The 22,565-nt window shown below is 72.4% G+C and carries 17 protein-coding genes; 14 read left to right on the top strand and 3 right to left on the bottom strand.

The features are described from left to right. Positions 1-79: 79 nt before the first annotated feature. The 5 genes from ACFYQA_RS09615 (at position 80) to gatB (ending at position 6,125) form a co-directional block, all read left to right on the top strand. Positions 80-2,389 (top strand): putative bifunctional diguanylate cyclase/phosphodiesterase, encoded by a 2,310-nt coding sequence (locus ACFYQA_RS09615; protein ID WP_388913967.1) that lies wholly within the window; start codon positions 80-82, stop codon positions 2,387-2,389. A 174-nt stretch (positions 2,390-2,563) separates the two neighbouring features. Continuing rightward, on the top strand, positions 2,564-2,860 hold the full coding sequence (gene gatC, locus ACFYQA_RS09610) for an Asp-tRNA(Asn)/Glu-tRNA(Gln) amidotransferase subunit GatC (protein ID WP_031117542.1): 297 nt from the start codon (positions 2,564-2,566) through the stop codon (positions 2,858-2,860). Between the two features lie 5 nt (positions 2,861-2,865). Then, positions 2,866-4,359 (top strand): Asp-tRNA(Asn)/Glu-tRNA(Gln) amidotransferase subunit GatA, encoded by a 1,494-nt coding sequence (gatA, locus tag ACFYQA_RS09605; RefSeq protein ID WP_388913964.1) that lies wholly within the window; start codon positions 2,866-2,868, stop codon positions 4,357-4,359. Next, on the top strand, positions 4,356-4,595 hold the full coding sequence (locus tag ACFYQA_RS09600; protein ID WP_055573565.1) for a hypothetical protein: 240 nt from the start codon (positions 4,356-4,358) through the stop codon (positions 4,593-4,595). The genes gatA and ACFYQA_RS09600 overlap by 4 nt, the downstream gene beginning before the upstream one ends. A gap of 15 nt (positions 4,596-4,610) precedes the next feature. Continuing rightward, positions 4,611-6,125, top strand: a complete 1,515-nt coding sequence (gene gatB / locus ACFYQA_RS09595) for an Asp-tRNA(Asn)/Glu-tRNA(Gln) amidotransferase subunit GatB (RefSeq protein ID WP_388913961.1) — start codon at positions 4,611-4,613, stop codon at positions 6,123-6,125. 116 nt (positions 6,126-6,241) lie between these two features. On the opposite strand, the gene ACFYQA_RS09590 is transcribed toward gatB, so the two are convergent. Beyond that, on the bottom strand, positions 6,242-7,063 hold the full coding sequence (locus ACFYQA_RS09590; RefSeq protein WP_388913958.1) for a methyltransferase domain-containing protein: 822 nt from the start codon (positions 7,061-7,063) through the stop codon (positions 6,242-6,244). Positions 7,064-7,251: 188 nt separating this feature from the next. Here ACFYQA_RS09590 and ACFYQA_RS09585 point away from each other — a divergent pair, with 188 nt between their 5' ends. From ACFYQA_RS09585 to ACFYQA_RS09555, 7 genes are all read left to right on the top strand, one after another. Then, on the top strand, positions 7,252-7,692 hold the full coding sequence (locus tag ACFYQA_RS09585) for a hypothetical protein (protein WP_388913955.1): 441 nt from the start codon (positions 7,252-7,254) through the stop codon (positions 7,690-7,692). Positions 7,693-7,916: 224 nt separating this feature from the next. After that, positions 7,917-10,163: an MMPL family transporter gene (locus ACFYQA_RS09580; RefSeq protein WP_388913952.1), complete on the top strand. Its 2,247-nt coding sequence runs from the start codon at positions 7,917-7,919 to the stop codon at positions 10,161-10,163. Continuing rightward, a complete protein-coding gene (locus ACFYQA_RS09575; RefSeq protein ID WP_388913949.1) occupies positions 10,141-10,710 on the top strand; it encodes a GNAT family N-acetyltransferase in 570 nt (189 codons plus the stop codon). Before ACFYQA_RS09580 ends, ACFYQA_RS09575 begins: the two co-directional genes overlap by 23 nt. 35 nt (positions 10,711-10,745) lie before the next feature. Then, positions 10,746-11,360 (top strand): hypothetical protein, encoded by a 615-nt coding sequence (locus tag ACFYQA_RS09570; protein ID WP_388913946.1) that lies wholly within the window; start codon positions 10,746-10,748, stop codon positions 11,358-11,360. Between the two features lie 174 nt (positions 11,361-11,534). Further along, positions 11,535-11,774: a hypothetical protein gene (locus tag ACFYQA_RS09565; protein WP_388913943.1), complete on the top strand. Its 240-nt coding sequence runs from the start codon at positions 11,535-11,537 to the stop codon at positions 11,772-11,774. Between the two features lie 254 nt (positions 11,775-12,028). After that, on the top strand, positions 12,029-15,145 hold the full coding sequence (locus tag ACFYQA_RS09560) for an AAA family ATPase (RefSeq protein WP_388913941.1): 3,117 nt from the start codon (positions 12,029-12,031) through the stop codon (positions 15,143-15,145). 37 nt (positions 15,146-15,182) lie between these two features. Further along, on the top strand, positions 15,183-15,383 hold the full coding sequence (locus ACFYQA_RS09555; protein WP_388913938.1) for a DUF6191 domain-containing protein: 201 nt from the start codon (positions 15,183-15,185) through the stop codon (positions 15,381-15,383). Here the strand turns inward: ACFYQA_RS09555 and ACFYQA_RS09550 are convergent. Next, positions 15,380-16,543: a PQQ-dependent sugar dehydrogenase gene (locus ACFYQA_RS09550; protein WP_388913935.1), complete on the bottom strand. Its 1,164-nt coding sequence runs from the start codon at positions 16,541-16,543 to the stop codon at positions 15,380-15,382. The genes ACFYQA_RS09555 and ACFYQA_RS09550 overlap by 4 nt on opposite strands. A 292-nt stretch (positions 16,544-16,835) precedes the next feature. Continuing rightward, positions 16,836-17,834, bottom strand: a complete 999-nt coding sequence (locus tag ACFYQA_RS09545) for an aldo/keto reductase (protein WP_388913931.1) — start codon at positions 17,832-17,834, stop codon at positions 16,836-16,838. A gap of 75 nt (positions 17,835-17,909) precedes the next feature. Between ACFYQA_RS09545 and ACFYQA_RS09540 the strand changes: the two genes are divergently transcribed. After that, positions 17,910-18,860 carry a 2-hydroxyacid dehydrogenase gene (locus tag ACFYQA_RS09540; protein ID WP_388913928.1) on the top strand — a complete coding sequence of 317 codons (951 nt, stop codon included), beginning with the start codon at positions 17,910-17,912 and terminating at the stop codon, positions 18,858-18,860. 423 nt (positions 18,861-19,283) lie between these two features. Beyond that, the gene (locus tag ACFYQA_RS09535; protein ID WP_388913925.1) at positions 19,284-22,448 is read left to right on the top strand and encodes an EAL domain-containing protein; all 3,165 of its coding nucleotides are present in this window, start codon (positions 19,284-19,286) and stop codon (positions 22,446-22,448) included. Positions 22,449-22,565 lie beyond the last annotated feature (117 nt).

Genomic DNA, 22,565 nt, shown 5'->3' with positions numbered 1-22,565 from the left:
TTTCTGTCACGGAGTCGCCGAGGGTTGTCAGGCATCGAGCCGTGTGGCGTGGGCACCGCCGGCTGTGAGAGGGACGGGAATGGAACCCACCGAGAGCGCCGCCCCGGGCTCACGGCTGCGCCAGGGCCTGCGCCGCATGGCGGCCGTACGGCGACGCGGACGTGGGACAGGACGGCCCACGGGGCCTGCGGGCGCACCGGGACGCCCCGGTGCGCGCACCGGGCCCGCGGGGCAGCCGGCGGCAGGACGGCCGGGAGTCGGGCGGGGCCCCGGAGCGCCCCCGCTCTCCACCGGACTGTCCTCGGACGGTCCCGGGCTGTCCGAAGCGCACGCGGAACGGCACCTCCCCTGGCCCGCGCTGCCCACGGTGGTCGTCTCGGCGGCCGCGTTCGTGCTCGGCGCCGGTGTCCTGGGAGCGTTCACCGGCGGTCACGCGCTCTTCCCGTCCGGCCGCGTCGGCTGGTCCCTGGCCGTACTGACCGGAATCGTCGTCGGCCACCTGGTGATGTTGGGCCGCTCCCGCTGGTGGGGCGGCACCGGCTCGGGCGCCGCGGTCACCCTCGCCGTGCTGCTGCTCTACGGCTGGGTCCCGGCGGGCATGGTCAGCCTCACCGTGGTCGTGCTGGTCGGCGTGGCCCGGCGGGGCCGCTGGCGGCAGGGCGTCCTGCACGGCGCGGTGGACCTGCTCGGCACCGGCGCCGGCGCGCTGGTGCTGGCCCTGTGCGGGACCGTACCGTCCGTCGAGTCCCCCTCGACCCCGGACAACTGGGGGCTGCACACCGCCTTCGAGGTGGTGCTGGTCGCCGCCGCGTATCTCGCGGTCGCCCGCACCCTCCAGTGGTACCTGCACGTCCCGCGGGGCGGGCTGCCCACGGTCGCCCGCACCGCCCTGGTCAGGCAGGGCCTGGTCGCGGTGGCGCTGCTCGGCATAGCGCCGCTGATCTGCGTGGTCGCCGACGCCCGGCCGATCGTGCTGCCGCTGTTCGCCATCCCGCTGATCGCGCTCGACTCCATGCTGTGGATGGCCAGGGCCCGCGCGGAGGAGCAGTTGCGCGATCCGCTGACCGGACTGCCCAACCGCCAGTGGCTCCTCGAGCGTATCTGGACCGCGCTGGACGACGCCGAGCGCGCGGGCGCCCGCGCCACCCTCATGCTGATCGACCTCGACCGGTTCAGATCGGTCAACGACACTCTCGGGCACCTCGCCGGTGACCGGCTGCTGCTCCAGATCGCCGACCGGCTGAGACTGGCCCTGCCGCGCGGGGCGGAGGCCGCGCGGCTCGGTGGCGACGAGTTCGCCGTCTTACTGCCGGTCGTCGACTCGACCACGTCCGCGACCCGGGTCGCCCGCAGCCTGGTGTCCGCCCTCAGCTCGCCCCTCGACCTCGACGGCCTCACCCTCGTGCTGGAGGCCAGCGCGGGCGTCGCCGTCTTCCCCGACCACGCCCTCGACGCGGAGGGCCTGCTGCGGCGCGCGGACGTGGCGATGTACCAGGCCAAGCGGGACCGTACGGGCGTCGAGGTCTACGAGTCCAAGCGGGACTCCAACACCCCCGACCGGTTGGGACTCCTGGGAGATCTGCGCCGGGCCCTGGACGCCCACGAGGTCCAGCTCCACTACCAGCCCAAGGTCCGCTTCGACGGACAGGTCGCGGGCCTGGAGGCCCTGGTCCGCTGGGTGCACCCGGAGCGCGGCAGGGTGCCGCCGGACGAGTTCATAGCGATCGCCGAGTCCTCCGGGCTGATGCCGCAGCTCACCGAGTACGTGCTGGAGACCGCGCTCGGCCAGGTCGCCGAGTGGCGTGCGCAGGGCCTGTTCGTGCCGGTCGCGGTCAACGTCTCCCCGCGCGACGTCCACATTCCCGGCTTCGCCGGCTCCGTCGCGGCCCGGCTGGCCCGGCACGGCGTTCCGGCGGGGGCCCTCCAGCTGGAGATCACCGAGCACGTCCTCCTGGAGGACCCGCAGCGCGCCGCCGACACCCTGAACGCCCTGACCGGGCACGGCGTGAAGATGTCCCTCGACGACTTCGGCACCGGCTACTCCTCCCTCGTGCACCTGCGGCGGCTGCCCGTCAGCGAGCTGAAGATCGACCGCTCGTTCGTGGCCCGGCTGGCCGTCGACACCGAGGACGCCGAGATCGTGCGCTGCACCGTCGACCTCGCCCACTCGCTCGGACTGCTCGTCGTCGCCGAGGGCGTCGAGGACGACGAGACCTGGGAACGCCTGCGCGACCTCGGCTGCGACGCCGTCCAGGGCTGGCTGGTCGCGGCCGCGATGCCGCCCGACGAAGCCACGGCCTGGCTCCTCGCCCGCGGCTCCCGCGGCTGGCAGCGCCCGGCGGCCGTCCTCCCGGCAGCGGCCGCCGACGACTCCGGCCACCCGGCCTGAACCCTTGGGGCGTCCCGCTTTCGGGGGGCGCGGGGAAACCGTTTCACGGGTACGGGGCCGCGCCCCATAGGATTGGGGCCTGTCGTCACCTTCCCGCCTGCCGCGCCACGCCCGGCCCGGGACGCGACGACAGGCCCTAGCCCGAACCGCACACTCACCCCAGAGGAACGCTGCATGCCTGGCATTACGCGCGAGGAGGTCGCCCACCTCGCCCGGCTGGCGCGTCTGGAGCTGAAGCCCGAAGAGCTCGACCACTTCGCAGGCCAGCTCGACGACATCATCGGCGCGGTGGCCCGCGTCAGCGAGGTCGCCGACCAAGACGTACCGCCGACCTCGCACCCGCTGCCGCTGACGAACGTCATGCGTCCGGACGAGGTCCGTCCCTCGCTCACCCCCGAGCAGGCGCTCTCCGGCGCCCCGGCCCAGGAGCAGCAGCGTTTCAAGGTGCCGCAGATCCTGGGGGAGGACTGAATCCCATGACGGACATCATCAAGCTCACCGCCGCCGAGACCGCCGCGAAGATCGCCTCCGGCGAACTCACGGCCGTTCAGGTCACCGAGGCACACCTGACCCGGATCGAGGCCGTCGACGAGAAGGTGCACGCCTTCCTGCACGTCGACCGCGAGGGCGCCCTCGCCCAGGCCCGTGCCGTCGACGAGAAGCGCGCCAAGGGCGAGAAGCTCGGCCCGCTGGCCGGCGTCCCGCTCGCGCTCAAGGACATCTTCACCACCGAGGGCATCCCGACCACCGTCGGCTCCAAGCTCCTCGAGGGCTGGATCCCGCCGTACGACGCGACGCTCACCAAGCGGCTCAAGGCCGCCGACGTCGTCATCCTCGGCAAGACCAACATGGACGAGTTCGCCATGGGGTCGTCCACCGAGAACAGCGCCTACGGCCCGACCGGCAACCCCTGGGACCTGACCAAGATCCCCGGCGGCTCCGGCGGCGGGTCGAGCGCCGCGCTCGCCTCCTACCAGGCCCCCCTCGCCATCGGCACCGACACCGGCGGCTCCATCCGCCAGCCGGCCTCCGTCACCGGCACGGTCGGCGTGAAGCCGACCTACGGCGCGGTCTCCCGCTACGGCATGGTGGCGTTCTCCTCCTCCCTCGACCAGGGCGGCCCCTGTGCCCGCACGGTCCTGGACGCGGCCCTGCTGCACGAGGTCATCGCCGGGCACGACCCGCTCGACTCCACCTCCATCGACGCCCCGGTCCCCCCGGTCGTCGAGGCCGCCCGCAGCGGTTCGGTCGAGGGCATGCGGGTCGGCGTGGTCAAGCAGTTCCGCGGCGAGGGCTACCAGGCCGGCGTCATCCAGCGCTTCGACGAGAGTGTCGAGCTGCTCAAGGAACTCGGCGCCGAGATCGTCGAACTGGACTGCCCGTCCTTCGACCTCGCCCTGTCGGCGTACTACCTGATCGCCCCGTCCGAGTGCTCCTCCAACCTCGCCCGCTTCGACGGCCTGCGCTACGGCCTGCGGACCGGCGACGACGGCACGCACTCCGCCGAGGAGGTCACCTCGCTGACCCGCGAGGCCGGCTTCGGCCCCGAGGTCAAGCGCCGCATCATGCTCGGCACGTACGCGCTCAGCTCCGGCTACTACGACGCGTACTACGGCAGCGCCCAGAAGGTCCGTACGCTGATCAAGCAGGACTTCGACACGGCGTTCGAGCAGGTCGACGTGATCGTCTCCCCGACGACCCCGACCACCGCCTTCGCGATCGGCGAGCGCGCCGACGACCCGATGGCGATGTACCTCGCCGACCTGTGCACCATCCCGACCAACCTGGCCGGCAACGCGGCCATGTCGCTGCCCTGCGGCCTCGCGCCCGAGGACAACCTGCCGGTCGGACTGCAGATCATCGCCCCGGTCATGAAGGACGACCGCCTCTACAAGGTGGGCGCAGCCGTCGAGGCGGCCTTCGTGGAAAAGTGGGGCCACCCGCTGATCGAGGAGGCTCCGTCGCTGTGAGCGCACTGACCAAGGCCAAGGGCTTCAAGAAGTCCAGGTCCGGTACGTATCTGTCCATGGCCGCCACCGCCTTCGGCGCGCTCGGTGTCGCCAAGCGCGTCAAGAAGGCGCGGCACGAGAAGGACACCCTGGTCCTGATCGACGCCACCGTGTCCGCCGTCGCGATCGTCACGAGCCTCGCCATCCTGTACCGCGAGCTGAAGCGGCTGGGCGACGACGACGTCCTGCTGGGCTGAGAGGGAAGTTACACCGTGACCACCACGACCGACCTGGTGTCGTACGAGGACGCACTCGCGTCGTACGACCCCGTCATGGGCCTCGAGGTCCATGTCGAACTCGGCACCAGGACCAAGATGTTCTGCGGCTGCTCGACCACGCTCGGCGCCGACCCGAACACCCAGACCTGCCCCACCTGCCTCGGCATGCCGGGCGCGCTCCCGGTCGTCAACGCGATCGGCATCGAGTCCGCCGTCAAGATCGGTCTCGCGCTGAACTGCGAGATCGCCGAGTGGTGCCGCTTCGCCCGGAAGAACTACTTCTATCCGGACATGCCGAAGAACTTCCAGACCTCCCAGTACGACGAGCCGATCGCCTTCAACGGCTACCTCGACGTGCAGCTGGAGGACGGCGAGACCTTCCGGGTGGACATCGAGCGCGCCCACATGGAGGAGGACACCGGCAAGTCGACGCACGTCGGCGGCGCCACCGGCCGTATCCACGGCGCGTCCCACTCCCTGCTCGACTACAACCGCGCCGGCATCCCGCTCATCGAGATCGTCACCAAGCCGATCGAGGGAGCGGGCGAGCGTGCCCCCGAGATCGCGCGCGCCTACGTGCGTGAACTGCGCGAGCTCATCCGGGCGCTCGGCGTGTCCGAGGCCCGGATGGAGATGGGCCAGATGCGCTGCGACGTCAACCTGTCGCTGCGCCCGCACGGCCGGGAGAAGTTCGGCACCCGCTCGGAGACGAAGAACGTCAACTCACTGAGGTCCGTGGAACGCGCGGCCCGCTTCGAGATCCAGCGGCACGCCGCCGTGCTGAACGACGGCGGGACGATCATCCAGGAGACCCGGCACTTCCACGAGGACACGGGGTCGACGACCTCCGGCCGCGTGAAGGAGGAGGCCGAGGACTACCGGTACTTCCCGGAGCCCGACCTGGTCCCCGTCGCCCCGTCCCGCGAATGGGTCGAGGAGCTGCGCGCCGGGCTGCCCGAGCTGCCGCTGGTGCGCCGCAACCGGCTCCGCGAGGAGTGGGGGATCTCCGGCACCGACATGCAGTCGATCCTCAACGCCGGTGCGCTGGACCTGATCGTCGCCACGATCGACGCCGGCGCGGACGCGGCCTCCGCCCGCAAGCGGTGGATGGGCGAACTCGCCCGCAGCGCCAACGAGTCCGCGAAGGCGCTCGACGAGCTGGCGATCACGCCGGAGCAGGTCGCCCGCGTCACCGCGCTGGTGACCTCCGGCGACCTGAACGACAAGCTGGCCCGTCAGGTCATCGAGGGCGTCCTCGCGGGCGAGGGCACGCCGGACGAGGTGGTCGAGAAGCGCGGCCTGAAGGTCGTCTCCGACGACGGGGCGCTCACCACCGCAGTGGAGGAGGCCATCGCCGGCAACCCGGGCGTCGCGGACAAGATCCGCGGCGGCAAGGTGGCGGCGGCCGGCGCGCTGGTCGGCGCGGTCATGAAGGCCACCCGCGGCCAGGCGGACGCGGCCCGCGTCAAGGAGCTGATCCTTCAGCAGCTGGGTGTCGCCGAGGGCTGACCCCGGGCATCGCACGGGAGCGGGGACAGTGGAGAGGGGGACGCATCGGGTTCGATGCGTCCCCCTCTCCCGTGCGATCGGCTCCGTGGCACGGTCGGCGCCGGAGCTTCACGAGGTCAGGACCGAGCCACGGTCGAGGGCCGGCGCCCCACCACGCGGGCGAAGCCGAGCGTGCGGCCCTCGTCCACGCGCAGCATCCGCGCGCTCTCACGGCTCGACCGCACGTGGAACTCCTCCGTGCTCTCCTCGGCGACGACGTCGCACCAGAGCAGCCAGTCCCGCCAGCCGTCCGGCTGCCAGTCGGCCGCCTCGATCTCCACGGCCCCGCTGCGGGTCCAGTGCCGCCGCCACCACTCGGGCGTGTGGAAGCACCAGAACGCGGGGTCCCAGAAGGGCTTCAGCTGCTCCGGCGGCTCGCTGCCCTCGATCTCCTCGCGCATCGCCGGGACGACGACACCGATCCGCCCGCCCGGCTTCAGCAGCCGGGTCAGCGACGGCAGGTACAGATCGTCGGTGCCGAAGTGCTGGTATGCGTCGATGGAGACGATCGCGTCGAAGCTCTCGTCGCCGAAGGGCAGGGCATGTGCCTCGGCGAGGACCGGCAGCACCCGGTCGGTGATACCCGCCTCGGCGATGCGGCGCGCGTTCTCCTCGGGCTTGATCCACAGGTCGGCCGCGGTGACCTGGACGTCGTACTCCCTGGCCAGGAAGACGGACGTCATGGCGCGTCCGCAGCCCAGGTCGAGCACGCGTGCGCCGGGGCGCAGGGTGTCGAGGCCGAGGGCCGGGGCGAGCCACTCCAGCAGCCACAGCGGGTGCGGGCCCATCGTGTTCTCGACGGTCCAGCGGGCGTCGTAGGCGCTGCTGCGCGGGTACCGGGGCAGGGTGAGGCGGCTGGTGAGGTCGTCGTGCGGGGTGTGCGGTGTGATGTCCGACATAGGTGAACGGGCTCCTTGGGTCCGTGCAGGGGGAAAGGATTGCGTCGGAGATCGGGCGGACCGTCATCAAAGCACCTGCTTCGGCCGGAGCGGCGAGCTGCCGCGGAACGTCGGACCGACGGACGCCGGCAGGTGAGCCGCACCCCCGCATCCCGGTTCCCGGGCCGGGGGCGATACGCTCCCGCGCCATGAGCGGACGCGCTGATTCCGACCTGTCCCCGGACACTCGCGCCGAAGACGGCGACGACGACGCCGGGCATGGCGACGACCCCGAAGAGGCCGGGCACGGCGGCGACGCCGACGAGGCCAGGCACGGCGATGATGCTGAAGACACCGGGAACGGGGGGCCCGGGGAGTACGGCGTCCAGGGCGACGACGCCCTGCGGCGGGCCCGGCGGGCCCGGCGGGCCGCGGTCGGCGCCGGGGCCGTACTCGCCCTGGCCGGGGTGGCCGCGGCGCTGCTCCGCCTCACCGGATCCGCCCCGGCCCTCGTCCCGGTGGCCTACGCCTGCGGCGCCGGCGTCTGCGCGCTCGCCGCCGTGCTGGGCTCACGCGGACGGACCCGCAGGGCGCTGTGGCTGTTGATCGCGGGGCTGATGGTGATGGCACTGGGGGATCAGTTCGACTGACCCCGGTACGGGTGAGCGGCCTCACGTCCGGAGACGGATCCAGGGTGAGGGTCATGAAATGTGTACATCCTGCACATTGTGAATAAGAACACGAAAGTAACAATCGATCATTCTGGGCTGAAATAGTGCAAATTCCTTGCTCATGCGTTCTTTGCGGGCTGTTCGGTTCACAAGCTGCTGTTCCCGGTCAAAGATCCACCGACAGTCACTCTGGAGCATGATTCGTGACAGCACTCGCACGCTGGTGTGTCCGACGCCGTCTGGTCACCGTTCTGCTGTGGCTCCTCGCCCTCGGCGGGGTCGCTGCCGGAGCCTTCGCGACCGGGAGCGCGTACTCGAACGACTACGAGGTGCCCGGTACCGAGTCCGGGTACGCCACCGAACTGCTGCGCGAGGGGTTCCCGGCCCTCTCGGGCGACAGCGACACCGTCGTCTGGCACACCCCCTCCGGCAGCGTCCTGGACTCCGATGTCGAACAGAGCATGACCCATGCCCTGGACCGGATGGAGGACCTGCCCGGCATCGCCGCCGTGACCGGCCCGTACGGGGACGACGGCACCGGCGGGATCAGCGCGGACGGCCGCACCGCCTACGCCACCGTCATCTTCGACGACCTGGCCAAGGACATCGACGAGGGCGAGGCGGCGGCCGTGCTCGAGGCGGCCGAGGCCGCGGAGACCGACGGCCTCCAGGTGGAGCTGGGCGGCAGCGCCGCCGCACTGACCGGGGCACCCGAGGGGCACCTCGCCGAGATCGTCGGAGTGGCCGTCGCCGCCGTGGTCCTCTTCCTCGCCTTCGGCTCGCTCGCCGCCTCGCTGCTGCCCATCGCCACCGCGCTGGTCGGCGTCGGCACCGCGTACGCCTCGATCGTGCTGCTCGGACACGTCATGACCGTCGCCGACTTCGCGCCGATGCTGGGCATGCTGATCGGACTCGGCGTCGGCATCGACTACGCGCTGTTCATCGTGACCAGGCACCGGCGCGGGCTGAAGCGCGGGCTGTCCGTCGCGGAGGCCGCCACGGACGCCGTCGCCACCACCGGACGCGCGGTCGTGTTCGCGGGGGCCACCGTGTGCATCGCCCTGCTGGGCATGCTGATCCTCCGGCTGAACTTCCTCAACGGCGTCGCCGTCGCGGCCTCGCTCACCGTGGTGCTGACCGTCGCCGCCTCCGTCACCCTGCTGCCCGCCCTGCTGTCGCTCATCGGCATGCGCGCGCTCAACCGCCGCGAACGGCGCCGGCTCGCTCAGGCCGGCCCGCAGCCGGAACTGCCGACCGGCTTCGCCGCCCGCTGGGCGGCGTTCGTGGAGCGCAGGCCCAAGCTGCTCGGTGTGCTCGCCCTGGCCGTCATGGCGGTACTGGCGCTGCCCACCTCCTCCCTGCACCTCGGCACGTCCGACCAGGGAAACGATCCGAAGACCTCCACCACCCGCCAGGCCTACGACCTCCTCGCCGACGGATTCGGCCCCGGCGTCAACGGCCCGCTCACCCTCGTGACCGAGGTCGACGGCGCCGCCGACCGGCTCGCCCTGGACCGGATCGGTCCCGTCCTGAGCGAGACCGAGGGCGTCGCGTCCGTCGGGCCGGTGGTCCACAGCGCGGACGGCGGCACCGCGTACCTCTCCGTCGTACCGGAGTCCTCCCCGCAGTCGAAGCGGACCAGCGACCTGGTCGACCGGCTGCGCGAGGACGTACTGCCGCGCGCCGAGGCCGGCACCGCCCTCGACGTGCGGGTCGGTGGCGTGACCGCCGGCTACGACGACTTCGCCGACGTCATCATCGGCAAGCTGCCCCTCTTCGTCGGCGTCGTCATCGGTTTGGGCTGTCTGCTGCTCCTGCTCGCCTTCCGGTCCATAGCCATTCCGCTGAAGGCCGCCGCGATGAACGTGGCCGCCGTCGCCGCCGCCTTCGGCGTGGTCGTGGCGATCTTCCAATGGGGCTGGGGCAGCGAACTGCTGGGCCTGGGCAGCGCGGGCCCCATAGAACCGTTCCTGCCCGTGATCATGGTGTCGGTCCTCTTCGGGCTCTCCATGGACTACCAGGTCTTCCTGGTCAGCCGGATGTACGAGGAATGGCTGGAGACCGGCGACAACCGGCGCGCGGTACGGGTCGGCCTCGCCGAGACCGGCCGGGTGATCAACTCCGCGGCCGTGATCATGATCTCGGTCTTCCTCGCCTTCGTCCTGACCGGTGACCGCGTGATAGCGATGTTCGGCATCGCGCTCGCCGCCGCCGTCGCCCTCGACGCCTTCGTGCTGCGGACCCTGCTCGTCCCCGCCCTCATGCATCTGCTCGGCGGCGCCAACTGGTGGCTGCCGCGCCGGCTGGACCGGATCCTGCCGCGCATCAGCATCGAGCCGCCCGAGAGCCGTGCCGCCCATGAGAGGCTGGCCGCCGCCACCGACGCCGAGGTGGAGGACGCGCTCGCCAAGGAGGAACGGCAGACGGATGTACGCCATACGACTGGGTGACGACGGAGCCGAACTGCGCCCCCTGGAGCCCTGGCACGCGCAGGAGTTCCTCGCCCATCTGGAGCGGGGCCGGGAATTCATCAACCAGTACATCCCCTTCGGCTCCAAGGCCGTCGACGTGCCCACCGCGCGGGAAGCCCTCCAGCGGTACGCCGACCTCCGCGCCGCCGACACGGCCGCGCTGCACGGCCTGTGGCTGGACGGCACCCTCGTGGGCGGGGTGCTCACGCTGAACTTCGACGCCGTCAACGGAACCTGCGAGATCGGCTGCTGGCTGGAGCCGGCCGCCACCGGGCGCGGGCTGGTCACCCGCGCCATGCGGGTGCTGATCGACTGGGTGATCGACCAGCGGGGCATCCACCGTGTGGAGTGGGTCGCCGCCGCCGGCAACGAGCCCAGCCTCAACATCGCCCGCCGGCTCGGCATGACCCGCGACGGGGTACGGCGCCAGTCCCATCTCCACCACGGCGTACGGCACGACCTGGAGGTGTGGTCGGTCCTGGCTCCCGAATGGCGGCAGGCACGCGCGGCGCACAGCGAGCATTAAGGGACTTCTCAGAGAGCGTCCGTACGGTGCGACCCATGGGAACCAAGACCGAGACCGAGAAGGCGGCCAAGGCCGAGGACAACAGCGCCGATGACAGCGCGGGCAGGAGCGGGACCGAAGCCGGGACGGCAGTTGACGCCGCCGCGGCCGACGGCAGCACCACGGAGTCGGCAACGGAGCCGGAGACGGCAACGGAGTCGGAGTCGGAGTCGGAGTCGGAGCCGGAGACCGCGGCGGAGCCGGAGACCCGGGGCGCCCCCGGCGTCGGTCAGGGCACCGCGGCGATCGTCTCCGCCGGGCTCGGCATCGTCTCGCTCACCGGCAGCTGGCTCGGCACGGTGGCCGCCGCACGCGAAACCCTCGTCGGCCAACTGGAGACGGCCGCGGACTCGACCGTCGCCACCCAGGTCAAGGAGATCTACGGCGACGCCTGGCAGACCAGCGCGCTGTGGGGCGGCCTGTTCGCGCTCACCGCGCTGATCGTCGGCGTGGCGGTGCTCGTCCGGCCCGCGTTCGGGACGCCCGGCGCCACACAGGCGCCCTGGATCAAGTCGGTCGCCTGGGCCGGTGTCGCACTCGGCGCCATCGGGCTGCTGCTCGCCGTACTCAAGTACACCGACGTACTGCTGGGGCTGCCCGCGACCGGTTGAGCCACCGCGGGCCCCCGGCGGACACGGGGCGAATCCGCGCGGTTTCTGAGGGGTCTTAGTCCGGCCATGAGCGCCTTATGGCCGGACAGAGGCCCCTCACACGTAGCTAAGGCCCCGGGGGCCGCCGAAGATGCGGAACTTTCCCGATGTGGCCGGCCCGCCCGGGAGACGAAGGTGGAGGCATCGCAAAAGGCGATGCCGGACACCGGCTACCGGAGGGAACACACCGTGTACGAGTACGAGATCGCCAAGAACCGCTCCGCCGACCTCATCCGCCGGGCCGACGACGAGCGCAGGGCCCGCGAGGCCGTCCGCCTCGCACGTGCCGCCCGCCGTGAAGCCGAGGCACGCAGCGCCGAACACGAGAGCCATAGTCGCCGCCCACACCGCCCCCGGTTCGCCCGAGCCGTATGAGCCCCGACGCGGGAACGGGGAGCGCCGGCCGCGGCGGCCGCACGGGGACGAGCGGCCGCACGGGGACGAGCGGGCGCGCGCGGAACGGCGGCCGTACGGGGGTCGGCCGTCGTTCCGTCGGCGCGAAACCGGCGCCGGAGCGTCGCGCAGAACCCGGGAGGGGAGGCGTCCAGCCGGTTTCGGCCCAGAACGGGCGCCGCCCCGTGGCGTCTTGGGCGGCGAAAACCGGTGCCGGGCCGACGGACCCGCGTGCCATGCTCGGGGCCGTGGAGACCAGATCTGTCAGCCCCGTGTTCGTCGGCCGTGCGGCTGAACTCGACGTTCTGAACACCGCGCTCGCCCGCGCCGCCACCGGCGCGGGCGAGCCGCAGGCGCTGCTCGTCGGGGGCGAGGCCGGTGTCGGGAAGACCCGGCTCGTCGAGGAGTTCGCTGCTGCGGCCCGTCGCCGGGGCGCGGTCGTCGCCCTCGGCGGCTGCGTCGAGATCGGCGCCGACGGCCTGCCCTTCGCCCCCTTCTCCACCGCCCTGCGCCAGCTGCGCCGCGAACTCCCCGCCCGGCTCGCCGCCGCGGCCGCCGGCCAGGAGGAGGAACTAGCCCGCCTGCTGCCCGAACTCGGCACCGCCGCCCCCGAGACCCGGCGCGACGAACACGGCATGGCCCGCCTCTTCGCCCTCACCGCCCGCCTGCTGGAACGCGTCGCCGCCGAACACACCGTCGTCCTCGCCCTGGAGGACCTGCACTGGGCCGACGCCTCCACCCGCCACCTGCTCGCCTATCTCTTCCGCACCCTGCGCACCGGCCGCCTCGTCGTCCTCGCCACCTACCGCTCCGACGACATCCACCGCCGTCACCCGCTGCGCCCCCTGCTCGCCGAACTCGACCGGCTCCGCACGGTCCACCGCGTCGAAATCGGCCGCTTCAACCGCGAGGAGGCCGGCCGCCAGCTCGCCGGCATCCTCGCCCGGGAACCCGAACCGGACCACGTCGACGAAATCTTCGAACGCTCCGACGGCAACGCCTTCTTCATCGAGGAACTCGCCGCCGCCTCCCACGAGGGCTGCCGCACCGGACTCACCGACACCCTGCGTGACCTGCTCCTGGTCAGGGTCGAGGGCCTGCCCGAGAGCGCCCAGCAGGTGGCCCGTTGCGTCGCCGAGGGCGGCTCCACGGTCGAGCACCGGCTGCTGGCCGCCGTCGCCCGGCTCGCCGAGGACGACCTCCTCGGTGCCCTGCGCTCCACGGTGAACGCCGGCATCCTCACGCCCGTGCCCGACCGCGACGGCTACCGCTTCCGCCATTCCCTGGTCCGCGAGGCCGTCAGCGACGACCTGCTGCCCGGCGAACGCTCCCGCCTCAACCGCCGCTACGCCGAAGCCCTGGAGGCCGACCCCACCCCCGTCCCCGCCGACGAGCGGGTGACCCGCCTGGCCAGCTACTGGTACCACGCCCACGACGCCGCCAAGGCCCTGCCCGCCGTCCTCGACGCCTCCGCCGAGGCCCGACGCCGCCACGCCTACTCCGAGCAACTGGGCCTGCTGGAAAGGGCGATGGAACTGTGGGACGCCGTCCCCGACGCCGTACGGGCCACCCTGCGCCCGGTCGACTACACCGAGGCCTACCCGCCCCCACTGCCACAGCGACGCGGTACGCCGCCCGGCGCGCCCCCGGGCGGTGACCCCGACGCGGCCGAGGCAGTCCCCCTGCGCTACCTCGACCTGATGGCCGAGGCCGCCGTCGCCGGGCGGCTCTGCGGGGAACGCGAACGCGCCATGAAGATCACCAAGCGGGCGCTGCGCGTCCTGGAGGAGGAACCGGACCCGCTGCGCGCCGCCTGGTTCTGGGTCCAGCGCTCCCGGCTCACCCAGTCCCTCGCCCGCGGTGACGGCTGGAGCGAACTGGGCACCGCACAGGACCTGGTGCGCGGCCTGCCGCCGTCCGAGGTGCACGCCGAGGTCCTCGCCTCCGCCGCCGGCTGGTCCATGCTGCACGAACCGGGCCCCGACGCCATGGCCGCCGCCGAACGGGCCGTCGAGTACGCGCGCATGGTCGGTGCCCACGACATCGAGCTCAACGCCCGGCTCACGCTCGGCGGCCTCAAGGTCGACGCCGGCGACATCGACACCGGACTCGCCGAGATGTACGAGGTCAAGGACCGGGCGACCGAACTGGGCGTGGACACGGTGGTGGGCCGCAGCCACGTCAACCTGCCGTCCGCCCTCGAAGGCATCGGCCGCTCGCAGGAGGCGACAGCACTCCTGCGGGAGGGGCTGCGGGTCACCCGAAGGCTCGGCCTGCTGGAATCGGAGGGCTGGGTGTGGGGCAACCTCGCCGAGACCCTCCACTCCCTCGGCCGCTGGGACGAGGCGGCCGAGGCCGCGGCCGGTGCCCAGCACCTGGAGCAGAGCGCCAAGCCACGCGCCGGAGCCTGGGTGCGGTTGGCCCATCTCGCCCTCGACCGGGGCGAGATGACCGACGCCGGCCGCCATCTCGGCGCGGCTCGAGCCTCCTTCGGCACCCACGACTCCATGCCGCAGTACTTCCTGCCACTGGCCCGGGTCGCCATCGGGGCCGCCGCCGCCGAAGGCCGCCTGACCGACGCCAGGACCGAACTGCTCACCGCCCTCGGGGCCTTCGACTCCGGCCTCCCACCCGGCACCCAGCGCTACTGCTGGCCGCTGCTGCTCGCCGCCGCGACCGCCGAGGGCGACGCGTACGGCGACCCGGCCACCGAACCGGACCGCCCGCGGATCCTCGGCCACCTCCGGACCGCGGCCAAGACCCTGACCACCGGGGTCCCGCTGTGGCGGGCATACGAGATGTGGCTGCGCGCCGAGCTGCTGCGCGCCGAGGGCCGGCCGGAACCGGAGGAGTGGGCCGCGGCCGTCGCCGCGCTGGAACAGCTGGAGCGGCCCTACGACCTCGCCCGGGTCCGCTTCCGGCTCGCCGAGGCACTGCTCGCCTCGGGAACGGGGGAGGACGAGCGTGCCCGCGCCACGGAACTGCTCCGGCTGTCCAGAGCCGTCGCCGAGCGTCTCGGGGCAGCCCCACTGGCCCGGTCGGCCACCCAGCTGGCCCAGCGCGCCCGCCTCGCCCTCGACCCCGGTACGCGACAGCGCGCCCCGGCCCCCGCCGATCCGGCCGACGCCCTCGGCCTCACCGGCCGGGAACGCGACGTGCTGCGGCTGGTGGCGGCCGGCCACACCAACCGCCGTATCGCCGAGGAGCTGTTCATCTCACCGAAGACGGCCAGCGTCCACGTGTCCAACATCCTCGGCAAGCTCGGAGTCTCCGGACGCGGCGAGGCGGCGGCGCTCGCCCACCGCCTGGGGCTGTTCGCGGCCCCGGCCGGAAACCGGTCCGCGGCGGGATAATGGGCGGCACGCCCACGCGGCCCTGGAAGGGGGAGCGGTGTTCAACGCCTTCGAGGAACTGTTCGCTCCCGGCCGCAAACACACCCGGGACGAGCAGAACCGCCTCGCACTGACCCGGGAGGACGTCGGCGACGCCGATCCCGGACACGGACCGATAGACCTCGCGTCCGGAAAGGTCGTCATACGCCCGTCACCGGAACCCGGCGAGCCCGAACCGGAACCGGACGAAAGCCCCTAGCTCACCCGGACCTCCAGGATGCGGTCGTCCTCGCCGCCCGGGTCGCCGCGGCCGTCCGTGTTGCTGGTGACCAGCCACAGCTTGTCGCCGCCCGCCGCCGCCACCGTGCGCAGCCGCCCGTACTCACCCTCCAGGAAGGCCTGCGGGTCCGCCGAGACCTCCGTGCCCTTGAGCGGGATCCGCCACAGGCGCTCGCCGAGCAGACCCGCCATCCAGATCGACCCCTCCGCGTACGCGATGCCGCTGGGGGAGGCCTCGTCCGTGTTCCACTGGGCGATCGGGTCACGGAAGCCGTCGTCGTCGGACGTGCCCTCCGCCTCGGGCCAGCCGTAGTTGGCACCGGGCTCGATCGCGTTGAGCTCGTCCCAGGTGTCCTGGCCGAACTCCGAGGCGAACAGCCGCTGCTTGGAGTCCCAGGCCAGGCCCTGCACATTGCGGTGACCCAGCGAGTACACCGCGGAGTCGGGGAACGGATTGCCCGGCGCCGGCTCGCCCTCCGGGGTCAGCCGCAGGATCTTGCCGCCCAGCGACTTCTCGTCCTGGGAGAGGCCGGTGTCGCCGCTCTCGCCCGTACCCACGTACAGCATCCGGTCCGGGCCGAACGCGATCCGGCCGCCGTTGTGAACCACACCCTTGGGGATGCCCCGGAACACCGTGTCCGGTGCGCCCAACCGCTCACCCTCGGGCTTCTTCTCGTCGTAGATCATGCGGACGACGCGATTGTCCGAGGCCGAGGTGAAGTAGGCGTAGATCATGCGGTCCGAGGCGTACTCGGGGGAGAGCGCGATGCCGAGCAGGCCGCCCTCGCCGGCCGGCGACACCCCCGGCACCTCGCCCAGCTCGGACGTCTCGCCCGTGTCGGCGTCGACCCGGCTGATCGTGGCCTCGTCCCGTGACGACACCAGCAGATCGCCGTCGGCCAGGGGTGCGAGCCCCCACGGGGAGCGCAGGTCCGTAGCGACCGTACGGAGCACCTTCGCCGAGCCCTTCGCGGGGGGTGTCTCCTCGGTGCCGGGCTCCGGGGACGAGGACCGCCCCGCCGAACTGCCCGGGGAGGAGCTGTCGTCTCCACCCGGCGGTCCTCCGTCGTCGGAGGAACAGCCGGCCGTCAGCAGGAGCGCGGCGGTGGCCAGCACGGCCGTAACGGCTCGATGGTGCACGATGTCGTCCCTTCGACGAGGCGGGTCCTCCCTGTCATACACCGCCCGCGCCCCACAAGTTCCCGATCACGCGAGCGCGAACCGTCGATCACCGGCCGATCCCGGCCAGGATTCCACGATCGTGGCCCGACGGCCCATGGTCCCGGGGCCTGCTCCCACGGCTTCGTCCCGACGGCCCGCGTCCCCGGGGCCCGCCCGTCACGGCCGACCCGACCGGCTGCGCCCCGGTTCCGGTCCACGATCCCGGCCCGACGGCCCGTGACGTCCGGTCCCGCTCCCGCGATCCTCCGTCTCAGTCCCACGACTCCTGGGCCGCGGGCAGTTCCGCGATCTCCGCCAGGTCGGCCTCCGTCAGACGCAGGTCCGCCGCCCCCGCGTTCTCGGTGACCCATCGCTCCTGCTTGGTGCCCGGCACCGGGATCACCTGCCCACCCTGCGCCAGCACCCAGGCCAGGGCCACCTGCGCCGGGGTGACGTCCTCGCCGTGCCGGCGGGCGACACGGCGCAGCCCGGCCACGATCGGCTGGTTCGCAGCCATCATCTCGGCGGTGAAACGGGGGTGCCGGGCCCGCAGATCGTCTGCCTCGAAACCCTCACCCGGCGTCAGCGTGCCGGTCAGGAAGCCGTTGCCCAGTGGCATCGCGGCCAGGAAACCCACACCGCGCGCGGCGCACCACGGCAGCAGCGCCTCCCGCGCCTGGGGCGACCAGACCGACAGCTCCGCCTCCACCGCGCTCACCGGGAAGACCTGCTGCACCCGCTCCAGTTGCCGGACCGTCGCGTCGTGCAGCCGCGCCCCGGGCCGCCGCGCGGATCGCGCACCGACCGCGCAGAGCCCCAACGCCCTTACCTTTCCGGCCCGTACGAGCTCCGCCATCGCGCCCCAGGTCTCCTCGACGGGGATCTCCGGGTCCGCGCGGTGCAGCTGGTACAGGTCGATGACGTCGGTCTGCAGCCGGCGCAGTGAGGCGTCGCAGGCCCTTCTCACGTACCCGGGGCGGCCGTTGGCCACGATGTGCTGATCGCCCACCAGCAGACCGACCTTCGTCGACACGAAGGCGTCGCCGCGACGCTCCTTCAGTACCCGCCCCAGCAACAGCTCGTTGGTGAACGGGCCGTACATGTCGGCCGTGTCCAGCAGCGTCGACCCCAGGTCGAGCGCCCGGTGCACCGCCCTGAGCGAATGCTCGCCGCGCTGCCGCGAGGTTCTGTAGGCCCAGCTCATCGGCATGCACCCGAGTCCGACGGCCCCCACCGCGAGCACCGCCGCGCCGATCGTCCTGCGCTCCACCTGGTCGTGACCCTCCCTTTCCCGGACCCCAACCTAACCTTTGGCGCCGTGGGCCCCTGACATAGCCTCCGGACCATGACTCCTGACGTATGGCTTCCCATCCCGCCGGACGAGATCGAGGGTCTTCCGAAGGGGCCGCGGTACTACTTCTGGGACGGCGCGCGGGAGTACCCGGCCGACCCTGCCGACTGCGCGTTCTACGTCGTGCCGTACATGAAGGCCGGTGACGTCGGGGTGCGCCCACTGCCGCTGATGAGCTCGGTCGAGGTCGTGCAGACCCTGTCCGCCGGCGTCGACCATGTACAGCCCGGCCTGCGCCACCTGGGCCCCGGTGTGCGGCTCTGCAACGCGCGCGGCGTGCACGAGGCGAGCACGGCCGAGCTGGCGCTCACTCTCGTCCTGGCCTCACTGCGCGGCCTGCCCGACTTCGTGCGGGCGCAGGACAAGGGGGAGTGGCTCGGTGGATTCAGGCCCGCGCTCGCCGACCGGAACGTGCTCATCGTGGGGTACGGGGCGATCGGCACGGCCATCGAGGACCGGCTCGTTCCGTTCGAGCTCGCGCGGGTGGCGCGCGTCGCGCGCTCCGCACGCACCGTGGCGCGCGGTCCGGTGCATCCGTTCACCGAACTGCCCGCCCTGCTGCCGGAGGCGGATGTCGTCATTCTCTCCACCCCGCTCACCGACGCCACCCACCACCTCGTGGACGCCGGCTTCCTTACCCGGATGAAGGACGGCGCGCTGCTCGTCAACGTGGCCCGGGGGCCCGTCGTCGACACCTCGGCCCTGCTCACCGAGGTGGAGAGCGGCCGTATCACCGCGGCCCTCGACGTGACCGACCCCGAGCCGCTGCCCTCGGACCATCCGCTGTGGCGGGCCCCGGGCGTTCTCATCAGCCCGCACGTGGGCGGACCCACCTCCGCTTTCCGGCCACGTGCCGAGCGGCTGCTGGTGGACCAGTTGAACCGATTCGTGAACCGGGAGGAGCTCCGGAACGTGATCCTGGTGACGGAGGCGGTAAGCATGTAGTCCGCTTCGGGTACCGTCCGCGTTTTTCCGGACGCGTTGGGTACTCATACATCAAGTGATCGTTACGGAGCGTAGAGAAGCTATGTCCCTGAGTGACGGAATTGGTGTATCGTCCCGACAGGGGCTGCGCCGCTGACCGGTCGGCGCGGGGGATTGACATTGCAGACTGTGAGGGGGGCGACGGGCGATGCACGGCCTATGGACGAGCGATCCGACGCGATTGAGCCGCCGTCGGCAACCCTGGCGCACGGCCACGCACAGCCGGGGACACCGCAGCGGTCACCGCGCCCGCGGTCACCACACCCTCGGTCACCACGTCCGGAGCAGTGGCCGCTCCGGCGACCCCTGTCCTCACCACCGCGGGTACGGCAGCCGCGGGAGGCCGGCCCACCTGGCCGGACCGGCGTGTACCGGGAGGGACCGGTGAGCGCGCCGGCCCCCACGACCACGCTCGACGGAGCGGTGCGGGCCCACCCCGCCCCGGAAGCACTGCCGCCCCGCCCACCGGCCGTGGAGCGCCGGCGGGTCCTGGTGCCGCAGCTCGTCCTCGCCGTCGTCTGCGCGGCCTACGCGATCGGCGCCGCCTTCGGCTGGGGATCGGACCAACTCGCGCTGATCATGGGTGACTTCGGATTGAGCGCTGCGGCGGCCGCGGCCGCCGTGTCCTGCTTCCTGTACGCGCGCAGCCGTCGCATCCGTTTCCGGCCCGCCTGGTTGCTGTTCGGCATCTCCTCCACCATGGCGTCCCTGGGCAACCTGGTCTGGGGGTGGTACGAGGTCGTCCTCGGGCTCCCTGTGCCCAGCCCCAGCTACGCCGACCTGTTCTTCCTGTGCTTCGCGCCGCCCGCCATCGTGGGGCTGCTGGTGCTCGCCAGACGGCCCGTGAACAGGGCCGGCTGGGTCTGCCTGGGCCTGGACGCCTGGCTGATCGGTGGCTCCCTGCTCACGCTCGCGTGGAGCCTCGCGCTCGCCCAGACCGCGCAGGCAGGGGGCGAGGACGTGGCGCACACCGCGCTGTCCCTGGCGTATCCGCTGCTCGACATCGCCCTGGTCAGCATGGTGCTCGCCCTGCACTTCCGGCGGTCGGCGGTCACCCGCTCCGCGGTCAACACCGCGATCGGCGCGCTCGCGCTCACCGTGATGTGCGACGCCGTGTTCACCTCCCCGCTGCTGCACGACACCTACCGGTCGGGACAACTGCTCGACGCGGGCTGGTTCGCCGGCTCGCTGCTCCTGGCGTACGCGCCCTGGACCCGGCCCCGGGGCGTTCGGCCCGAGGACGAGGCGCACACGCGCGTGGTGCGCGAGCACCTGCCCGGACAGTACGGCGGACCGAACCCCTGGGCGAACGGCCACCCGGCCCCCCACGCGAACGGCCCGGCCCCCCACGCGAACGGCCCGGCCCCCCACGCGACCCACGGCCCGGTCCACCCCTCGTACCTCCACCCCCCGTACCTCCAGCATCCGGCCGTGCCCGGTCCTGAGCGCGGCCGGTATCCGGTCTCCCGGCCCATCGCCGGCTCCCTCGGCGCGCTCGCGCCGTACCTCGCCGCGGCGGTGTGCACCCTGGGGATCCTCTACACCGTCCTCAACGGCCGCAGCGTCGACCGTGTGGTCCTGCTCACCGGGGGCACCGTGGTGCTCGCGCTCGTCGTACGCCAGGGCATCATGCTGCGCGACAACATCACCCTCACCCAGGAACTGGCCCACAAGGAGAACCACTTCCGCTCCCTGGTGCAGGGCTCGAGCGACGTCATCATGATCGCCGCGCCGAGCGGCATCCTCCGTTACGTCTCCCCGGCCGCCGCCGGAGTGTACGGCCGGCCCGCGGAGGACCTGGTGGGGACGGAACTGGCGCAGCTCATCCACCCCGAGGACCTGGACTGCGTCGTGCACGAGGTGCGCCGGTTCCTCGCCGCCGGCCCGGCCGAGGAGCCCACCACACGCATCGAGTGCCGCTTCCGCTCCGGCGGTGGGGGCACCTCCCGCTCGAGCGAAGCCGAGAGTGGGGGAGGCTGGCTGAACGTGGAATCGACCGTCAACCGGCACCACGGCGGCCTCATCTTCAACAGCCGGGACGTCACCGAGCGCGTGCGGCTCCAGGCACAACTCCAGCACAACGCCGAGCACGACCCGCTCACCGACCTGCCCAACCGCGCCCTGTTCACCCGGCGCGTCCAGCAGGCCCTGTCCGGCCGCCGGGCCTCCGACCGGGGCGCCGCCCTCAGGGGCACGGCCGTGCTCTTCATCGACCTCGACGGCTTCAAGGCCGTCAACGACACCATCGGTCACCAGGCCGGTGACGAACTGCTGATCCACGCCGCCCGCAGACTGCGGGACGCGGTCCGCAAGGGCGACACCGCCTCCCGGCTCGGCGGAGACGAGTTCGCCGCCCTGATCGTGGGTGACGGCGCCCGCGACCGGGAGGCCCGCGAGCGGCACATCCTGGAGCTCGCCGACCGCCTCCGGGCGACCCTCTCCCAGCCCTACCTCATCGACGGCAACGATGTCCGGGTCAACGCCTCCATCGGTGTCGCCTTCGCCGAACCGGCCCTCGGAGCGGGTGAGCTGCTGCGCAACGCGGACCTCGCCATGTACCGGGCCAAGGCCGCCGGCAAGGGCCGGGTGGAGCTGTACCGGCCGCAGATGCAGCAGGACGTCGCCCGCAGGGCGGAGCTGGCCACCCGGCTGCGCGCCGCGCTGCACAACGGCGAATTCGCACTGCTGCACCAGCCGGTGGTGTCCCTCCAGGACGGCAGGATCACCTCGGTCTGCGCCCAGGCGCGCTGGCGTTCCTCGCAGGGCGTGCTCTTCACCCCCGCCGAGTTCCTGCGGGTCGCCGAGGACAGTGAGAAGACGGCCGAGCTGGGCCGCTGGCTCCTCGAAGAGGCCGTGGAACAGGCCGCCGAACGGCAGGCGACGGGGGTGTCGGTGCCCGTGGCGGTCCGGATCGGCGCGCGCCGGCTGCTGGACCGGTCGCTGCCGCTCGGCTCGATCGAGGCACTGCTCACCCGGCACGGACTGCCCTTCGGCTCACTGGTCGTCGAGGTGGCCGAGACGGACCCGCGGGTCTGCCTGGACGAGCTGGAGCGACGGCTGACCGCGCTCAAGCGGGTCGGCGTCCGGATCGCACTGGACGGCTTCGGCAGCGGCTACGCGGCGATCACCGCCCTTCGACGGCTCCCCGTCGACGTACTGAAACTCGACCGCAGCCTGGTCGAGGGCGTGGTCGAGTCCGCGCGGCTGCACAAGATCACCAGTGGGCTGCTGCGGATCGCCGGCGACCTGGGCATGCAGTCCGTGGCCGACGGGGTGGACCTGCCCGAGCAGGTCGTCGCCCTGCGCGCGATGGGGTGCACGCACGGGCAGGGCATGGCCTTCTCCGGGCCGCTGGACGAGTACCGGCTGCGCAGGGCGCTCTGCACCGGTCGCTATCCGGTGCCGAGCGGACCGGTCGAACCCGTGTACGCGGGTGGCGGTCCGGGTGGTTGCGGCGGTGCCGGCGGGTATGCGTCGGGGGTGGCCTCGATGCTCCGAAGCGGCGCGGTCCTGCGCTCACATGATGAGACTCCCGTCCCACCCACTTGACAGTCGGTGTGCGCCGGGGGGAGGGTCAATGCCATGCGCACCCGAATTCTCGTACTTGGACAGCGCGTCGGCTGACGTTGAGCATTGTCTGCTCACCGCCCCCGCCCGACGCGCTCC

This window comes from Streptomyces sp. NPDC005774 (assembly GCF_042871645.1).
Classification (GTDB): Bacteria; Actinomycetota; Actinomycetes; order Streptomycetales; family Streptomycetaceae; genus Streptomyces; species Streptomyces pratens.
The sequence above is the reverse complement of the archived record's forward strand: the minus strand, read 5'-3'. Positions and strand labels throughout refer to the sequence as shown.